This is a genomic window from Pseudomonas sp. PP3 (assembly GCF_905336995.1).
Classification (GTDB): Bacteria; Pseudomonadota; Gammaproteobacteria; order Pseudomonadales; family Pseudomonadaceae; genus Aquipseudomonas; species Aquipseudomonas reinekei.
Window position 1 is genome coordinate 794,660 of record NZ_HG995459.1, and the last position, 15,587, is coordinate 810,246.

Genomic DNA, 15,587 nt, shown 5'->3' on the forward strand with positions numbered 1-15,587 from the left:
CGCCGGTTTTTGCTTTCCCTTGCCGGTCTACTAACTTGCGCACCGCTGCCACCCTTTCGTTTAGTAGCGAGATGGTTGCAGCCCTACTTCAGAAGGGACGCAATTATGTTCAAGGTAACGCCAAATCCGCCGGAAACCGATCCGGCATCCCCGTACGAACCCGATTCGAAAAAACTCAACGAGGCCGCCGAACGCGCCCTCAGCTTCCACTTCCCCTCGACCGCCGACATCAAGGCCACGCCGCGCTCCGTCAGTACGCTGTTTACCGTCGACCCCCAGGCCTCCACCGAAACCCTTGCGGTTTATCTGGTCGAAACCCTGGCCTCGATCGACGTCATGGTCCATCAATTGGTCGATCACCTGGACGGCGGGTCGCGCAATGCCCTGCTGGGGATTTCCAACAGCGTGATGCTGGCGGAGATCACCGCCAATCGGGTGCTGGATCAGATTGATCCGCCTGAGTAGCACGTCAGGCCTGACCAGTTTTTTCCTTCCCCAAAGCCACAAAAAACCTGCTTTCTCCCATTCCAGTGCATGCACAGAATGCAGTTGCGCGTGCATTGGAATTTTAAGGAGTGAGTCATGACGTTCTCGATTATCGGACGCTGCCCTGAAACCGGGCAGCTCGGTATTGCCATCAGCTCTTCAAGCATTGCGGTGGGCGCTCGCTGCCCATGGGCGCGGGCGGGTGTCGGTGCGGTGTCTACGCAGAACATTACGCTGCCGGCGCTGGGGCCGCAGATCCTGGATTTGCTGGAGCATCAGCATCTGGAACCTGAAGCGGCGCTGGACAGGGCGCTGACGTCCAATGGCTGGAGCCAGTACCGACAAGTGACGGTGATCGATGCGTCGGGCCGGATTGCGCTGTTCAGCGGCAAGGAGTCGCTGGGTGTACACAACGCGGTGAAAGGCGAGCAGTGTGTCGCGGCGGGTAATTTGCTCAGCGATGTGCAGGTCATCGAGGCGATGGTCGAGGCGTTCGAGGCTGAGCCGGGTCAGTTGGCGGACCGTTTGCTGGCGGCCATGCACGCGGCGATGACGGCCGGTGGTGAGGCGGGGCCGGTGCATTCCGCTGCGCTGAAAGTGGTGGGTGATCACACGTGGCCGATCATCGACTTGCGGGTCGACTGGGCCGAGGAAGATCCCATCGGGCAGCTGGATGGCCTCTGGCAAGCCTATCGACCACAAATGCAGGACTACCTGACGCGCGCACTCAACCCGACGACGGCACCGAGCTACGGAGTGCCGGGCGATGAGTGAGGCGTCCAGTCGCGACCTGCTGGAACGCCTGATCGGTTTCGCCACCGTCAGCCGCGATTCCAACCTGGAATTGATTCGTTTCATCGAGGCGTATCTGGCCAGGCATGGTGTGCAGAGTGAGCTGTTCTTCAACGAAGAAGGCACCAAGGCCAATCTGTTCGCGACCATCGGCCCGCTCAAATCCGGTGGCGTCGTGCTCTCGGGCCACACCGATGTGGTACCGGTTGACGGGCAGGCCTGGACGGTCGATCCGTTCCAGATGACGGAAAAGGACGGGCGCCTGTACGGCCGTGGCACCGCGGACATGAAAGGCTTCATCGCCTCGGTGCTCGCGGCGGTGCCGACCTTCGTGCAGCGTCCGCTTCGGCGTCCGGTGCACCTGGCCTTTTCCTACGATGAGGAAATCGGCTGCCTGGGTGTCCGGCCCATGCTGGCCGAGCTGGAGAAGCGGCCATTCAAGCCCAAACTGTGCCTGATCGGCGAGCCGACGGAGCTGAAACCTGTGCTGGGTCACAAGGGCAAGTTGGCGATGCGCTGCGAGGTGCGCGGTGCCGCCTGCCATTCGGCGTATGCGCCGTACGGCGTGAACGCGATTGAATATGCCGCGCAGTTGATTGGCCAGTTGGGCGTCATCGGTGCCGGGCTCGCGCATCCTGATCATCACGACGAACGTTTCGATCCGCCGTTTTCGACGGTGCAAACGGGTGTGATCAAAGGTGGCCGGGCGTTGAATATTGTTCCTGCTGAATGCGAGTTCGATTTTGAGGTCAGGGCGCTGCCGGACTTTGATGCTCAAGTCGTTGCGGACCAGCTCCAAACCTACGCCGAGGAACATGTGCTGCCGAAGATGCGCGCGGTGCAGGCGGACACGGATATTCGATTGCGGCCACTGAGCGCTTACCCCGGTTTGGCGACACCGCCCGAGAGTGACGCGGCGCGGTTGCTGGCGCTGTTGAGCAATTCTTCAGCGTTTGGCACGGTCGCGTTTGGTACCGAGGGCGGGCTGTTTGACCAGGCCGGGATACCCACTGTGGTGTGTGGGCCGGGCAGCATGGATCAAGGGCATAAGCCTGATGAGTTCATTGCGCTGGCGCAGTTGAGTGGTTGCGATGCGATGTTGCTGCGGTTGGCTGACTACCTGAGTGGCGAGATTTAATTGTGGGAGCGAGCCTGCTCGCGATGGTCGTTAACGATGACGCGTGTTTACTGGCTTAACGCGGCGCTCTCAAGTCCATCGCGAGCAGGCTCGCTCCTACAGGGAGCTTGCGACTTTCTGGCTCAGTTGTTCGCGGCAGAAGTCCACGAACAACTGCGCAGGCTTGGTCAGTTGGCTGCGTTTGAGGTGAGCGGACGCCAGGCCGGACATTGTCACCGGTTCTTTGATGTTCACCGAGATCACCTTCTTGCCATCGTAAGTGCATTCCGAATGCGGGCGGGTCACCAGGATCGAGAAGCCGAAACCCTGGCCGACCATGCCGCGCACCATCTCGATCGAAGGTGAGCTGAACACGATGTTGGGCGTCAGGTCCAGTTCGTGGAACAGGCTCACGAAGTAAGTCCGGCTCGGTTGCACATCAAGAAGAATCATCGGCTCGCTGCACAAATCCCGCAGCGATACTTCTTTCTGGTCGGCGAAGCGGTGGCCTTCAGGCAACAGGACGTAAGGCTTTTGCGGTGGCATCAGCGGCGTGGTCTGGATGGTGCCGTCCAGCCCGTGATCGTAGAGGAAGGCCACGTCGAAAGTGCCTGCGGTCAGGCCTTGCACCAGCTCTTGTTGTTCGCCATCGCGGATGCGGATGTCCACACCCGGGTAGAGCTTGCGAAAGCCGGCGATCAGTTGTGGCAAATACAACGGCGCGACGGTCTCGAAGCAGCCGATGTCGATTTGACCGGACACGGTGTCGTTATCCGCCAGCGCATTCTGTTCAAATTCCCTGGCCATCCGCAGCAGTTCTTGCGCCTTGTGGTAGAAGCGCGTGCCGGTGGGCGTCAGGGATACGCCCTGGGCGTGGTGGCGGATGAACAGCTGGACGTTGAACGACTCTTCCAGACTCTTGATCGCGGTGGAAACCGAGGGCTGCGCGATGTACAGCTGTCGCGAGGCTTCGGCGACGCTACCGGCTTCTACCGTTGTGACGAAATACTTGAGTTGCCGCAATGTATAGGAAGCCACACGCACCTCGTTCTGCTTTGTTTAGCGCTGCAAGACCGAATGGCCGCCGCACAGATGTTTGACTGAACCTTACCCTATGCGGGTTCCGGACTGGGTCAGCGCTTACCCAGTTTTTTCTTATACCCCGAGCACATTTTTAATAATTTTCCTCTGCGTACGGTTGCCGCACTATCTCTACAACCTCTGATAACAACCCCGACCACCCAGGCGGTCGTAAAGGGAGCGTAGCGTGTTCGACCTCGACTATTGGCAGCAACGAGCTGCCCGGCAAACCTTCTCTGATAAAGCCTTGATCGATGGCCGGCAGGTCGCTGCCGCTTCAGGTGCGACCTTCGATTCGATCAACCCGGCGACCCATCAGTTGCTTGCCCGTGTCGCCGCGTGTGGCGAAGTGGAAGTGGAACTGGCCGTGCGCAGTGCACGTCGCGCCTTCAACGAAGGCCCGTGGGCACGGATGGCGCCGGTCGAGCGCAAGCGGGTGATGTTGCGTCTTTCCGAGCTGGTGCTGGCTCACCGTGAAGAGCTTGCGCTGCTGGATTCGCTGAACATGGGCAAGCCCGTGATGGACGCCTACAACATCGACGTCCCCGGTGCCGCCCATGTGTTCGCCTGGTACGGCGAGTCACTGGACAAGCTCTATGATCAGGTCGCGCCCACCGCGTCATCGGCGCTGGCGACCATCACCCGTGAAGCGCTGGGTGTCGTTGCGGCCGTCGTGCCGTGGAACTTCCCGCTCGACATGGCCGCCTGGAAATTGGCCCCGGCGCTGGCGGCCGGCAATAGCGTGGTGCTAAAGCCCGCCGAGCAATCGCCGTTCTCGGCGCTGCGTCTGGGCGAGTTGGCGCTGGAAGCCGGTTTGCCACCTGGCGTGCTGAACGTGCTGCCGGGGCTGGGCGAGTCCGCCGGCAAGGCGTTGGGCCTGCACCCCGATGTCGATTGCCTGGTGTTCACCGGCTCGACTCAGGTCGGCAAATACTTCATGCAATACGCCGCGCAATCGAACCTCAAGCAAGTCTGGCTTGAATGCGGTGGCAAGAGCCCGAGCCTGGTGTTCGACGATTGCCGGGATCTGGATCTGGCCGCAGAGAAAGCGGCGTTCGGCATCTTCTTCAATCAGGGCGAGGTGTGCTCGGCCAACTCGCGGCTGTATGTGCAGAACTCGGTCAAAGATGAGTTTATCGAGCGTCTGTTGGAGAAAGCCAAAGCCTGGATGCCCGGCGATCCACTGAATCCTGCGAGCGCCGCTGGCGCCATTGTCGATTCGGCACAGGCATCACGGGTGATGAATTTTATCGAGCGCGCCCACGAAGACGGCGCCCGACTGCTTACCGGTGGCCGTCGCTTGAGCTTCAACGGCTCCGACAACTTTATCGAGCCGACCATTTTTGCCGACGTCGATCATGACTCGCACCTCTCCCGCGAAGAAGTGTTCGGGCCGGTGCTGGCGATTTCCACCTTCGACAGCGAAGAGCAAGCGGTGCGCCTGGCCAACGACAGCATCTATGGCCTGGCCGCTTCGGTGTGGAGCGATGACCTGAATCGCGCACACCGAGTGGCGCGTGCACTGAAGGCCGGCACGGTTTCGGTGAATACCGTGGATGCCCTCGATGTCAGCGTGCCGTTCGGTGGTGGCAAGCAATCGGGTTTCGGCCGGGACCTGTCAGTGCACTCATTTGATAAGTACACCCAGTTGAAAACCACCTGGTTTCAATTGCGTTGAGTGTTTCCTGAGTGAATAGCCGCACGTTATTGGCGTGCGGTTAAAGAATAAAAAGATGTTCTCGCGCGGCTTGTAGTGCGCGTACTTGCGGCCGCGTGGTCGTGACTGCCTCAGTAACTAATCACAATTAAAAAGTGAGGGAGCTTCCATGTTCAAATATTCAACTTCGAGTGTTGCAGCAGCGGCGGGTTTAACTGCGCTTCTGGTCGGTACGGTGCCGTTAGTTGCACAGGCCGAAAGTCTCACGGTTATTTCATTTGGTGGCGCGACCAAGGCCGCGCAAGAGGGGGCTTATTTCAAACCCTTCGAACAAAGTGGTGCCGGCAAAGTTGTGGTCGGCGAGTACAGCGGTGAACTGTCCAAAGTCAAAGCCATGGTCGATGTCGGCCAGGTCAGCTGGGACGTCGTCGAAGTTGAAAGCCCTGAGCTGCTGCGCGGCTGCGAAGAAGGGCTGTTCGAGCGCCTGGACCCGGCGCTGATCGGCGATTCAAAAAACTATTTGCCGGGCGCGGTCAGCGAGTGCGGCGTGGCCAGTTACGTGTGGTCGATGGTGCTCGCTTACAACTCGAACAAGGTGGCTGCGGCGCCAACGTCGTGGGCGGACATGTGGAACCTGCAGCAATTCCCCGGCAAGCGTGGTCTGCGCAAAGGCGCCAAGTACACGCTGGAAGTGGCGCTGCTCGCCGATGGGGTCAAGCAGGATGACCTGTACAAAGTGCTGGGCACCAAGGAAGGCGTGGATCGGGCGTTTCACAAGCTCGACCAGATCAAGCCCTCGATCCAGTGGTGGGAAGCCGGCGCCCAGCCACCGCAATGGCTCGCGGCCGGTGACGTGGTGATGTCGGCCGCCTACAACGGCCGGATTGCCGTGGCGCAAAAGGAAGGTTCGAAACTGGCCATCTCTTGGAACGGTCACCTCTACGATCCTGATCACTGGGCCATCGTTCGCGGCAGTCCGAACAAGGCGCTGGCCGAGCGCTTCATCGTGTTTGCCAGCCAGGCGAGCGGTCAGAAGTCGTTCTCCACGCAGATTCCCTACGGTCCGATCCGCAAGGATGTCCTGGCGCAACTGCCGGCCGACACGCTCGCCCAACTGCCCACGGCTCAAGCCAATTTGTCTGAAGGTCAACTGGTGGATGCCACGTTCTGGGTCGATCACGGCGAAGAGCTTGAGGAGCGTTTCAACGCCTGGGCGGCCCGCTAAGCCGCTGTTGTCTTCAATCGCCACTCAAGGATGAGTCGCGATGTTCATCCCTGCCTTCCACGCGGAGGCGATCAACAACAAGAAAACACGGGGAGTTTGTCATGAGTTCAAGTACAACCGCGTCCATCCAGGCGCCGTCCGGTGGTTTGCGCCGGGTCCTGGGGCTGGGCTCGTTGCTGGCCGTTGCGGTGGGCGTCGTGGTGTCGCAAGGCGTCATGGTGCTGATGCTGCAAGGCGCGGGCATCGCCGGTTTCGGCTTCATCATTCCGCTGGCCATCGCCTATGTGCTGGCAATCACCTATGCCTGGTCGTTCTCCGAACTGGCCTTGATGATTCCGCGAGCGGGCAGCCTCAGCAGTTACACCGAAGTGGCGATCGGGCATTTTCCGGCGATTCTCGCGACGTTCTCGGGCTACATGGTGGTGGCGATGTTTGCGCTCTCCGCCGAACTGCTGTTGCTGGATCTGGTGATCAGCAAGGTCTATCCCGATGTCATTCCGCACATGGTGGTGGCCTACGGCGTGCTGGGGTTGTTCACCGTCTTGAACCTGTTCGGCATTGATGTCTTCGCCAAGCTGCAGAACGTGCTGGCGCTGGTGATGGTGGTGATTCTCGTCGCCATGGGCCTGGCGTCGCTGAGTAACGGTCAGGCCAGTTTGCAGCTGCCGCTGGATCAAGGCTGGAACCCGCTGGAGTTCGGCGCAATCACGTTGGCGGCGATGGCGGTGTGGGGTTTTGTCGGGGCTGAGTTCGTCTGCCCGCTGGTGGAAGAAACCCGCAACCCGGAGCGTAATATTCCACGCTCGATGACCATTGGTCTGACCGTGATTTTCGGCGTGATTGCCCTGTATTGCTTCGGCGCTTTGCTGTGCATCCCGCGTGAACAATTGGCCAGTGATGCCTTGCCGCATTACCTGCTGGCGACCACGGTTTTCGGTGAGGCTGGCAAGTTGTTCCTGGTTGTCGCGGCCATTACCGCGACGTGCAGCACCGTGAATTCGTCACTGGCGGCGTTGCCGCGCATGCTTTACGGCATGGCGCAAAACGGTCAGGCATTCCCGCAATTCAAGAAGCTGACGGCGCGCGGTCGTACGCCGTGGGTGGCGGTGCTGTTCGTTGCAGCGATCACCGGTCTGCCGATCCTCATTCTGGGGCACGACGCGGCGGCGATCAGCTTGCTGCTGTTGGCGGCCGCGCTCGCCTGGCTGCTGGCCTACATCATCGTGCACATCGATGTCATCGCCTTGCGCCGGCGCTATCCCCATCTGGCGCGTCCATTCCGCTCACCGTTTTATCCATGGCCACAGGTCGTCGGCATTCTGGGCATGCTGTTTGCGATCTACCACGTATCGCCAACGCCAGAGATGACCGCCAGTATTTTTGCTTGCGCCGGTGTGGTGCTGGGCGTGATATCGGTGATTGCCGTGGTGTGGGTCAAGTTCGTGATGCGCAAACCACTGTTCACGCCAGAGCCACTCATTCAAGACGAATCGCAGGACAGCCGCGTGCCCGCCGTGGCACCGCTGACTACCGTGACCGGGAACTGAACCTTTATTCAATTCAGGAGAATAAGAGATGACAACTGACTACAAACCCCAGCGCGACACCAAGGACTATCAAGCGGCCGACGCCGCCCACCACATTCACGCATTCCTCGATCAGAAGGCGTTGAACGAAGAGGGGCCGCGCGTGATCGTCGGTGGCGACCGTCTGCATCTGTGGGACAACGACGGCAATCGTTACCTCGATGGCATGTCCGGTTTGTGGTGCACCAACCTCGGTTATGGGCGCAAGGATCTCGCCGCGGCGGCGACCCGTCAGCTGGAGCAGTTGCCCTACTACAACATGTTCTTCCACACCACTCACCCGGCGGTGGTCGAGCTTTCCGAGCTGCTGTTCAGCCTGCTGCCCAAGCACTACAGCCACGCGATCTACACCAACTCCGGCTCCGAGGCCAACGAGGTGCTGATCCGCACCGTGCGTCGTTACTGGCAGGTGCTCGGCAAGCCACAGAAGAAGATCATGATCGGGCGCTGGAACGGCTACCACGGCTCTACCCTGGCGGCCAGCGCGATGGGCGGGATGAAGTTCATGCACGAAATGGGCGGGGTGATTCCGGATGTCGCGCACATCGATGAACCCTACTGGTTCGGCCATGAAGGTGATCTGACGCCGGCCGAGTTCGGCCTGCGCGCCGCTCAGCAACTGGAAACCAAGATTCTCGAACTGGGCGCGGAGAACGTCGCGGCGTTCATCGCCGAACCTTTCCAGGGCGCTGGCGGCATGATCTTCCCGCCAGAGAGCTACTGGCCGGAAATCCAGCGCATCTGCCGCAAATACGACGTGTTGTTGTGTGCTGACGAGGTGATCGGTGGCTTCGGTCGTACCGGCGAATGGTTTGCCCACCAGCACTTTGATTTCGAGCCGGACACCCTGTCGATCGCCAAGGGCCTGACCTCGGGTTACATCCCCATGGGTGGCCTGATTCTGAGCCGACGCATGGCTGAGGTGCTGGTCGAGCAGGGCGGTGTGTTTGCCCACGGCCTGACCTATTCCGGTCACCCGGTGGCGGCGGCCGTGGCGATTGCCAACCTCACGGCGTTGCGCGATGAGGGTGTCGTCACCCAAGTGAAAAGCGACACCGGCCCATACTTGCAACAGTGTCTGCGCGAGGTATTTGGCAATCACCCGCTGGTGGGTGAGATCCAGGGCGTTGGCCTGGTGGCTGCGTTGCAGTTTGCCGAGGACAAGGCAACCCGCAAGCGCTTCGCCAACGAAGGTGACATCGCCTGGCGTTGCCGCACGATTGGCTTTGAAGAGGGCGTGATTATTCGCTCGACGCTCGGCCGCATGATCATGGCGCCGGCATTGATCGCAACGCGCGTTGAAATCGATGAACTGATTGGCAAGACGAAGATTGCCGTCGATAGAACCGCTAAGGAAATTGGCGTGCTCTAAACCACTATCAGGCTCGTTCCTTTAAATGTGGGAGCGAGCCTGCTCGCGAAGGTCATTAATGATTACGCGTATTGCCTGAATAAACGCGGGGCTTTCAAGTTCTTTGTGAGCAGGCTCGCTCCCACAATGATTGCATTCATTCAGTGAATACCGAGTTTAGTTGCGAGTTAGTTTTTTAATGGGTAGCAACTACAAAAATCATATTTTCGCTATTGGCATTCGCTAAGCACAATAAAACGACCCCGCCAGTAAAGTTATCGATGCGGTATTCAAATATTAAAACAGCTGATTTGTCGCGACTTGCCGCGCCATAGTCGCCTCTCTGAAGGACACAAGCATGAATGATAAAAAGATAGAAATAGATACGCTTGTTGTCGGTGCCGGCCAGGCTGGCGTCGCCATGAGCGAGCACCTGAGCAAACTCGGTGTGCCGCACCTCGTCCTGGAGCGTAATCGCATCGCTGAAGCGTGGCGCACCGGGCGCTGGGATTCGCTGGTGGCCAACGGCCCGGTCTGGCATGACCGCTTTCCCGGATTGGCCTTCGAAGACCTGGAGCCGGATGCCTTCGCCTCAAAAGATCAGGTGGCGGCTTATTTCGAGGCCTATGCCGAGAAATTCGAAGCGCCGATTCGTACCGGTGTAGAAGTCAAAAAAGTGGTGCGCAACAGTGACCGTCCGGGCTTCACCATCGAAACCTCCGAAGGCGTGATTCAGGCCAACCGGGTGGTGGCGGCGACCGGTCCTTTCCAGCGCCCGGTCATTCCACCGATTGCTCCGAAAGACGACACCATCACGCAAATTCACTCGGCTCAGTATTTCAACCCGCAGCAGCTTCCCGAAGGTGCTGTGCTGGTGGTCGGTGCAGGTTCTTCCGGTGTGCAGATCGCTGATGAATTGCAGCGCGCCGGCAAGCAAGTCTATTTGTCGGTCGGCCAACATGACCGCCCACCTCGTGCTTATCGCAACCGTGATTTCTGCTGGTGGCTGGGGGTGTTGGGGCTGTGGGACCTGGAAACCATGGAGCCGGGCCGTGAGCACGTCACCATTGCCGTGAGCGGCGCGCGTGGCGGGCAAACCGTGGATTTCCGGGTACTGGCACAGCAAGGCGTCAAACTGGTGGGGCTGACCCAGTCGTTCAACGACGGCGTGGTGACGTTCCAGCAGGACCTCGCGCGCAACATCGCTGCTGGCGACGAGAACTACTTGTCGCTGCTGGATGCCGCAGATGCCTACGTGGCGCGCAATGGCCTGGACCTGCCGGAAGAGCCTGAAGCCCGCTTCACCCTTCCTGATCCTGACTGCGTTACAAACCCGATTCTTGAACTGGATCTGGCGGAAGCGGGTATCACCTCGATCATTTGGGCCACCGGCTATGCAGTCGATTACAGCTGGCTACAAGTCGACGCCTTCGACGCCAAGGGCAAGCCTCGTCATCAACGTGGCGTGTCGAGTGAGCCCGGGGTTTATTTCGTCGGTCTGCCGTGGCTGTCACGTCGGGGTTCGAGCTTTATCTGGGGCGTTTGGCACGATGCCAAACATGTCGCCGGGCACATCGCGACCCAGCGCCAATACCAGGAATACCGCGACCCGTCGCAGCGCTGAGAATCGATCGAAGGAATGGCCCCGTGGCCATTCCCACCACCTTATCAATCACGTTTCAGGGGAGTCAGTTGATGCCTACTCACACACGCATTCGCATGTTCAATACCAAAGACACCTATCCCAATCAGTCACTGGACAATGATCTTTGCCAGGCCGTGCGCGCGGGCAACACGGTGTACGTACGCGGCCAGATCGGCACCGATTTCGAGGGCAACCTGGTTGGCCTTGGTGACCCGGGAGCCCAGGCCGAGCAGGCGATGAAAAACGTCAAGCAGCTTCTGGAAGAGGCGGGGAGCGATCTGTCGCACATCGTCAAAACCACCACGTACATCATTGACCCGCGATACCGTGAGCCGGTTTATCAAGTCGTGGGCAAATGGCTGAAAGGCGTGTTCCCGATCTCCACCGGCCTGGTGATTTCCGGGCTCGGCCAACCGCAATGGCTGATGGAAATCGATGTGATCGCGGTGATTCCGGACGACTGGAAAAAAGACTGACCTGTGTTCGGCGGGTTATGGCGTGGCGGGCAGCAGGAAGCGCGCAATCACCGGCAAATGATCGGAGATGCGTAACGTATCGTCCTGCCTCACCGTGGCCTCGACCCGTTTGATGCGCGGGCTGTAAAACAGGTAGTCGACGGTACGGTCCGGGCCACTCAGGCCGGGATCGTTCGGGTATTGGGTCAGCCAGCGCGTGCGGTCGATCCCGCTGGCTTCGTTGTTGTTGGGGATCATCGGGTACTTGTCCCACAGCACGTGCAACGCACTGTCGGCGGAGTAGGGTGAGCGTTGTTCGGCGGACAGGCGTTGATATTGCCCCAGCGGCAACAGATTGAAGTCGCCGCCGATCAGCCATGGCGTACCGCGGCTTTCGAATTTATCGAGGACCTTGGCCACGGCCGACACCTGCGCTTGCAGGCTTTCGTCGGGTTGCGTGGCGCGGTCCAGATGGGTATTGACGATCGCGACCTGACCGCCATCGTTCACCGGCAGGTAGCTGACCAGCATGGCGTTTTTCGGCTGGAACTGGCGGCTGATCAGGTTGGCCGGCGTCACCGGCAATTGCAGGCGCTGGGCATGGTCGATCTGGTAGCGGCTCAGGGTTGCCAATTGCCGGCCGACGCTGCCGAAGATGTGGGGATCAGGGACAAAATCAGCCTTCCAGTCGAACGCGCTGGTACTGCACGGATACAGGTCGGCAAGCCGTTCCTGCAGCAGTTTGAGCTGGTGCTGGTAATTGCTGGCCTTGGCGCCGTCATCGAGCTCCTGCAACAGCACCACATCCGGCTGCTCGTCACGAATCACCCGCGCCACTTCATCGAGGCTGAAGGCCATGTCTTCCGGCGTAGGATTCTCATCGGTGCCCTGGGCCAGGTCATTCCAGAACACATAGCGCTTGCCCGCCAGGTACTGGACGTTCCAGGTCATCACCTTCAGTGCCTGGCCGGGAGCCAGGGTCGGCGCCCGGGTGCTGCAACTGACCGGCAGCACTTCGCGAACCTCGGGGCGCCAGGTCAGGCTGTAGATCATCACGCCAGCCAGGCCGACGACCATCAACAATCCCAGCAAGGTGTAGCGCAGCAGTCGGGTCATGGCTCGGCTTATAGCGTTACGGAAGTTGGTCCTGAGCATACCCGAGTGACGGGCGGCCACCCAAGGTCAGCGTGGCCCGTCGATTTTTTCCGGCACATCGCTGATCAGCATGAACAGGCGGAACAGCACCACGCTGGTGAACAATTGCAGGAAGCTGTGGGCACTGTCGATCAAGAGCGAAATCACCGGGTTCTGCGGTTCGGGATACACCGCCAGCGTTGCGCCCCTGAGCAGCCACAACGGCCCCATCACACACAAAATGCACACCAGGATGCGCAAGAAATTGCCACGGGTCAGGCGCAGGCTTTCTTTCATCGCTTGCAACGGCGCCAGGCCACGCAGCACCAGCAGGTATTCGCCGAACGCCAGGGTCACCATCAGCCAGATACCCGGCAGGAAGTACAGCGACAGGCCGAGCAGGATCAACAGCGTGTTGAGCGCGGTCAGCAGGGCGAAGCGCGGCCACAGGTAGGCCGACCTCGACAACAGATCGCGGTTGCTCGGTGTTTCGCCACGGCTGCGGGCGTCGAGAAACAGAATGAGCGCGGCGGTATACAGCGGATACACCAGCAGGCCGACGATCACGCTGATGCCGGGGAAACTGTCCGGCTCGGTGGAGTGGTCGACCACTTGTTGCAACAGGGCTTCGACGATCACCAGCGGCAGGCACAGCTGCACGATCTGGCGAAGATTGCGCTTGAAGAAATACAGGGAGTCACGCAGCACATCTAACGGATTCATCAGTCGGTATCGCAGGTTGAAAGCAGTGGCCCACTTTAACCGATGAAGGCCTTCGTGACGCAAACGTAAACGTTCGGTAAAGGCCATTGAAACATCTTGTTTCAGCCTCCATTAAGGTCGAGTCCCTTATCTTCTGTGGAGAAGGGCAACGATTTCCCCGGCAATCTACGAGGTCGCCATGAACAGCGAAGAACAAACCCTGATCGATGGACTGTTTTCCCGGCTGCAACAAGCCGAAACGGACTCAGCCCCGCGCGACGCCCAGGCCGAGGCGCGGATCAAGGAACACCTGACACGCCAACCAGCGGCAGGTTATTTCATGACCCAGGCGATTCTGGTGCAAGAGGCGGCCATCAAGCGCCTCGACGAGCAGAACAAACAACTCAGCGCTCAAGTCCAGCACTTACAGGCCGAGTTGCAACAGGCCAAGGCTCAGACAGCCGCGCCTGCGCCGAGCAGCGGTGGCTTTCTGTCGAGCATCTTTGGTGGCGGCAATCGTGATCCGCAGCCTGCGCCCGTGCAAAGTGCCCCGGTGTCGAACGGTGGCGGCTGGCGTGAGCCGGCGCGTCCCTCGTTCAACTCGCAGCCGCCCCAGCAAAACTTCGGCGCACCGCCGCAAAACTACGCACCGCCACAGCAGGCAGCGGCGGGCAGCAGTTTCCTCGGTGGCGCGCTGAAAACCGCAGCCGGTGTCGCCGGTGGCGTGATGTTGGCGCAAGGCATCAGCAGCCTGTTCCATCACAACCAGCAACCGGACGAAATCGTCGAAGTCATCAAGGAAGAACCGGCCCAGGTCAACGATCAGGGCAATAACGGCTGGGGCGATGACCAGCGCATGGCCGGCAACGATTCCTACGGCAACGACCAAGGCGGCTTCAGCGACGCCGACTACAGCGATGACAATTCATCGTTCTTTGGCGACGACGACTCCTACGTCTGACAACCCCGAACCTGTGGCGAGCGAGCGTGCTCGCGCTGGGTCGCGAAGCGGCCCCCTGCTCTCTGTGTACAAAGAAGAGGGTCTGCTACGCAGCCCAGCGGGAGCAAGCTCCCTCGCCACAGGGTTTCATTCGCCACAGGTTGTCATTCGACAGTGCCATTCGTCTGCGCCGCCCAAGTGCTTGCGGGCGATTATTCGCGGAACACTCCTTTTGGCTGGCATACTGGGCAACTTTTCGGGCCTGGTGCCTGATCCTGCCTGCGCCCAAGGGGATGTGCGGTGAAAAAGATCGCTGTGTTCGCCGATGTCCAGAACCTCTATTACACCGTGCGTCAGGCCTATGGTTGCCACTTCAACTACGCCGCGCTGTGGGCGGATGTCAGCAAACAGGGTGAGATCGTCGAGGCCTATGCCTACGCGATCGACCGTGGCGACAGCAAGCAGCAGCAGTTCCAGCAGATCCTGCGCAACCTCGGTTTCACGGTGAAACTCAAGCCGTACATCCAGCGCAGCGACGGCTCGGCCAAAGGCGACTGGGACGTGGGCATCACCCTCGACATCATGGACGCCGCCGACCACGTCGACGAAATCGTCCTGGCCTCCGGTGACGGTGATTTCGACATGCTGCTCGAACGCATCATCAGCAAACACGGGGTGCAAGCGGTCGCCTACGGCGTGCCGGGTCTGACCGCCAATTCGCTGATCCGCGCTGCCAGCCGCTATGTGCCGATCGAAGGCGCCTTGCTGCTCAAGAATTGATTTTTACGGAGTTGAAACAGGTTTGGAACGCATCGCAGTCATCGACTTTGAAACCACCGGGATCTCCCCGAGCAGCAGCTGCCGGGCCACGGAAATTGCCGTGGTGATCCTTGAACAGGGGCGCATCGTCGAGCGTTACCAGAGCCTGATGAACGCTGGCGTGCGCGTCCCGGCCTTCATCGAGCAACTCACCGGCATCAGCAACGCCATGCTGCGCACCGCGCCCTCGGCCGAGCAGGTGATGAACGAAGTAAATGAATTCGTCGGCATCACGCCTTTGCTGGCGCATAACGCCGCATTCGACCAAAAGTTTTGGGACTTCGAACTGGGCCGGATCAAACGCACCCGCCTGCAAAACTTTGCCTGTTCGCTACTGCTGGCCCGCCGGCTGATGCCCGCCGCGCCGAACCACAAACTCGGCACCCTCACCACGTTTGCCAACTTGCCGCACACCGGCAAGGCTCACCGGGCGATGGCGGATGCGGAGATGGCGGCGAACCTGACGGCGCATCTGGCCGAAGAGCTGCGCCAAAAGCATGGCTTGCGCGAGTTGTCCCATGATCTGCTGTGCAAGTTGCAGAAGGTGCCGGCGGCGAAGATTGGCGAACACCTCAAACGCCATCGTGGGTTCTGACAG

At 60.0% G+C, this 15,587-nt stretch carries 15 protein-coding genes; 12 read left to right on the forward strand and 3 right to left on the reverse strand.

Translation table 11 applies throughout. The features are described 5' to 3' along the window. The first annotated feature begins 105 nt into the window (after positions 1 to 105). The 3 genes from KHO07_RS03645 (at position 106) to argE (ending at position 2,416) form a co-directional block, all read left to right on the forward strand. Entirely contained in the window at positions 106 to 465 is a 360-nt protein-coding gene (locus tag KHO07_RS03645) for a DUF6124 family protein (RefSeq protein ID WP_212626487.1), read from the forward strand. Between the two features lie 117 nt (positions 466 to 582). Next, entirely contained in the window at positions 583 to 1,260 is a 678-nt protein-coding gene (locus tag KHO07_RS03650) for a DUF1028 domain-containing protein (RefSeq protein WP_212626488.1), read from the forward strand. After that, positions 1,253 to 2,416, forward strand: coding sequence for an acetylornithine deacetylase (argE, locus tag KHO07_RS03655; RefSeq protein ID WP_212626489.1), 1,164 nt, complete (start codon positions 1,253 to 1,255; stop codon positions 2,414 to 2,416). Before KHO07_RS03650 ends, argE begins: the two co-directional genes overlap by 8 nt. A 96-nt stretch (positions 2,417 to 2,512) precedes the next feature. Here argE and KHO07_RS03660 read toward each other — a convergent pair whose 3' ends face one another. Next, complete coding sequence (locus KHO07_RS03660) at positions 2,513 to 3,433, reverse strand: LysR family transcriptional regulator (RefSeq protein ID WP_150734674.1); 921 nt, start codon at positions 3,431 to 3,433, stop codon at positions 2,513 to 2,515. A gap of 229 nt (positions 3,434 to 3,662) precedes the next feature. Between KHO07_RS03660 and KHO07_RS03665 the strand changes: the two genes are divergently transcribed. The 6 genes from KHO07_RS03665 (at position 3,663) to KHO07_RS03690 (ending at position 11,415) form a co-directional block, all read left to right on the forward strand. Continuing rightward, positions 3,663 to 5,153, forward strand: a complete 1,491-nt coding sequence (locus KHO07_RS03665; RefSeq protein WP_212626490.1) for an aldehyde dehydrogenase — start codon at positions 3,663 to 3,665, stop codon at positions 5,151 to 5,153. A 148-nt stretch (positions 5,154 to 5,301) separates the two neighbouring features. Then, positions 5,302 to 6,357, forward strand: a complete 1,056-nt coding sequence (locus KHO07_RS03670) for an ABC transporter substrate-binding protein (protein WP_212626491.1) — start codon at positions 5,302 to 5,304, stop codon at positions 6,355 to 6,357. 101 nt (positions 6,358 to 6,458) lie between these two features. After that, positions 6,459 to 7,904 (forward strand): APC family permease, encoded by a 1,446-nt coding sequence (locus KHO07_RS03675; protein ID WP_212626492.1) that lies wholly within the window; start codon positions 6,459 to 6,461, stop codon positions 7,902 to 7,904. A 28-nt stretch (positions 7,905 to 7,932) separates the two neighbouring features. Then, positions 7,933 to 9,315, forward strand: a complete 1,383-nt coding sequence (locus tag KHO07_RS03680; protein ID WP_212626493.1) for an aspartate aminotransferase family protein — start codon at positions 7,933 to 7,935, stop codon at positions 9,313 to 9,315. 337 nt (positions 9,316 to 9,652) lie between these two features. Continuing rightward, a complete protein-coding gene (locus tag KHO07_RS03685) occupies positions 9,653 to 10,918 on the forward strand; it encodes an NAD(P)/FAD-dependent oxidoreductase (RefSeq protein WP_212626494.1) in 1,266 nt (421 codons plus the stop codon). Positions 10,919 to 10,989: 71 nt separating this feature from the next. Then, complete coding sequence (locus KHO07_RS03690; RefSeq protein WP_150734680.1) at positions 10,990 to 11,415, forward strand: RidA family protein; 426 nt, start codon at positions 10,990 to 10,992, stop codon at positions 11,413 to 11,415. 15 nt (positions 11,416 to 11,430) lie between these two features. On the opposite strand, the gene KHO07_RS03695 is transcribed toward KHO07_RS03690, so the two are convergent. Continuing rightward, the gene (locus tag KHO07_RS03695) at positions 11,431 to 12,510 is read right to left on the reverse strand and encodes an endonuclease/exonuclease/phosphatase family protein (protein ID WP_212626495.1); all 1,080 of its coding nucleotides are present in this window, start codon (positions 12,508 to 12,510) and stop codon (positions 11,431 to 11,433) included. 66 nt (positions 12,511 to 12,576) lie between these two features. After that, the gene (locus KHO07_RS03700) at positions 12,577 to 13,251 is read right to left on the reverse strand and encodes a YciC family protein (protein ID WP_150734682.1); all 675 of its coding nucleotides are present in this window, start codon (positions 13,249 to 13,251) and stop codon (positions 12,577 to 12,579) included. Between the two features lie 178 nt (positions 13,252 to 13,429). Between KHO07_RS03700 and KHO07_RS03705 the strand changes: the two genes are divergently transcribed. The 3 genes from KHO07_RS03705 (at position 13,430) to KHO07_RS03715 (ending at position 15,584) form a co-directional block, all read left to right on the forward strand. Continuing rightward, positions 13,430 to 14,191, forward strand: a complete 762-nt coding sequence (locus KHO07_RS03705) for a DUF2076 domain-containing protein (protein ID WP_212626496.1) — start codon at positions 13,430 to 13,432, stop codon at positions 14,189 to 14,191. A gap of 279 nt (positions 14,192 to 14,470) precedes the next feature. After that, positions 14,471 to 14,950: an NYN domain-containing protein gene (locus KHO07_RS03710; protein ID WP_008022614.1), complete on the forward strand. Its 480-nt coding sequence runs from the start codon at positions 14,471 to 14,473 to the stop codon at positions 14,948 to 14,950. A 22-nt stretch (positions 14,951 to 14,972) separates the two neighbouring features. Further along, on the forward strand, positions 14,973 to 15,584 hold the full coding sequence (locus KHO07_RS03715) for a 3'-5' exonuclease (protein ID WP_150734684.1): 612 nt from the start codon (positions 14,973 to 14,975) through the stop codon (positions 15,582 to 15,584). Positions 15,585 to 15,587 lie beyond the last annotated feature (3 nt).

What these genes read in the sequence shown, in the direction of transcription:
- KHO07_RS03670 (WP_212626491.1), top strand. Translation starts at nt 5,302, where the DNA reads ATGTTCAAATATTCAACTTCGAGTGTTGCAGCAGCGGCGGGTTTAACT.
- KHO07_RS03705 (WP_212626496.1), top strand. Translation starts at nt 13,430, where the DNA reads ATGAACAGCGAAGAACAAACCCTGATCGATGGACTGTTTTCCCGGCTG.
- KHO07_RS03645 (WP_212626487.1), top strand. Translation starts at nt 106, where the DNA reads ATGTTCAAGGTAACGCCAAATCCGCCGGAAACCGATCCGGCATCCCCG.
- KHO07_RS03695 (WP_212626495.1), bottom strand. Translation starts at nt 12,510, where the DNA reads ATGACCCGACTGCTGCGCTACACCTTGCTGGGATTGTTGATGGTCGTC.
- KHO07_RS03650 (WP_212626488.1), top strand. Translation starts at nt 583, where the DNA reads ATGACGTTCTCGATTATCGGACGCTGCCCTGAAACCGGGCAGCTCGGT.
- KHO07_RS03675 (WP_212626492.1), top strand. Translation starts at nt 6,459, where the DNA reads ATGAGTTCAAGTACAACCGCGTCCATCCAGGCGCCGTCCGGTGGTTTG.
- argE (WP_212626489.1), top strand. Translation starts at nt 1,253, where the DNA reads ATGAGTGAGGCGTCCAGTCGCGACCTGCTGGAACGCCTGATCGGTTTC.
- KHO07_RS03680 (WP_212626493.1), top strand. Translation starts at nt 7,933, where the DNA reads ATGACAACTGACTACAAACCCCAGCGCGACACCAAGGACTATCAAGCG.
- KHO07_RS03700 (WP_150734682.1), bottom strand. Translation starts at nt 13,251, where the DNA reads ATGAATCCGTTAGATGTGCTGCGTGACTCCCTGTATTTCTTCAAGCGC.
- KHO07_RS03690 (WP_150734680.1), top strand. Translation starts at nt 10,990, where the DNA reads ATGCCTACTCACACACGCATTCGCATGTTCAATACCAAAGACACCTAT.
- KHO07_RS03685 (WP_212626494.1), top strand. Translation starts at nt 9,653, where the DNA reads ATGAATGATAAAAAGATAGAAATAGATACGCTTGTTGTCGGTGCCGGC.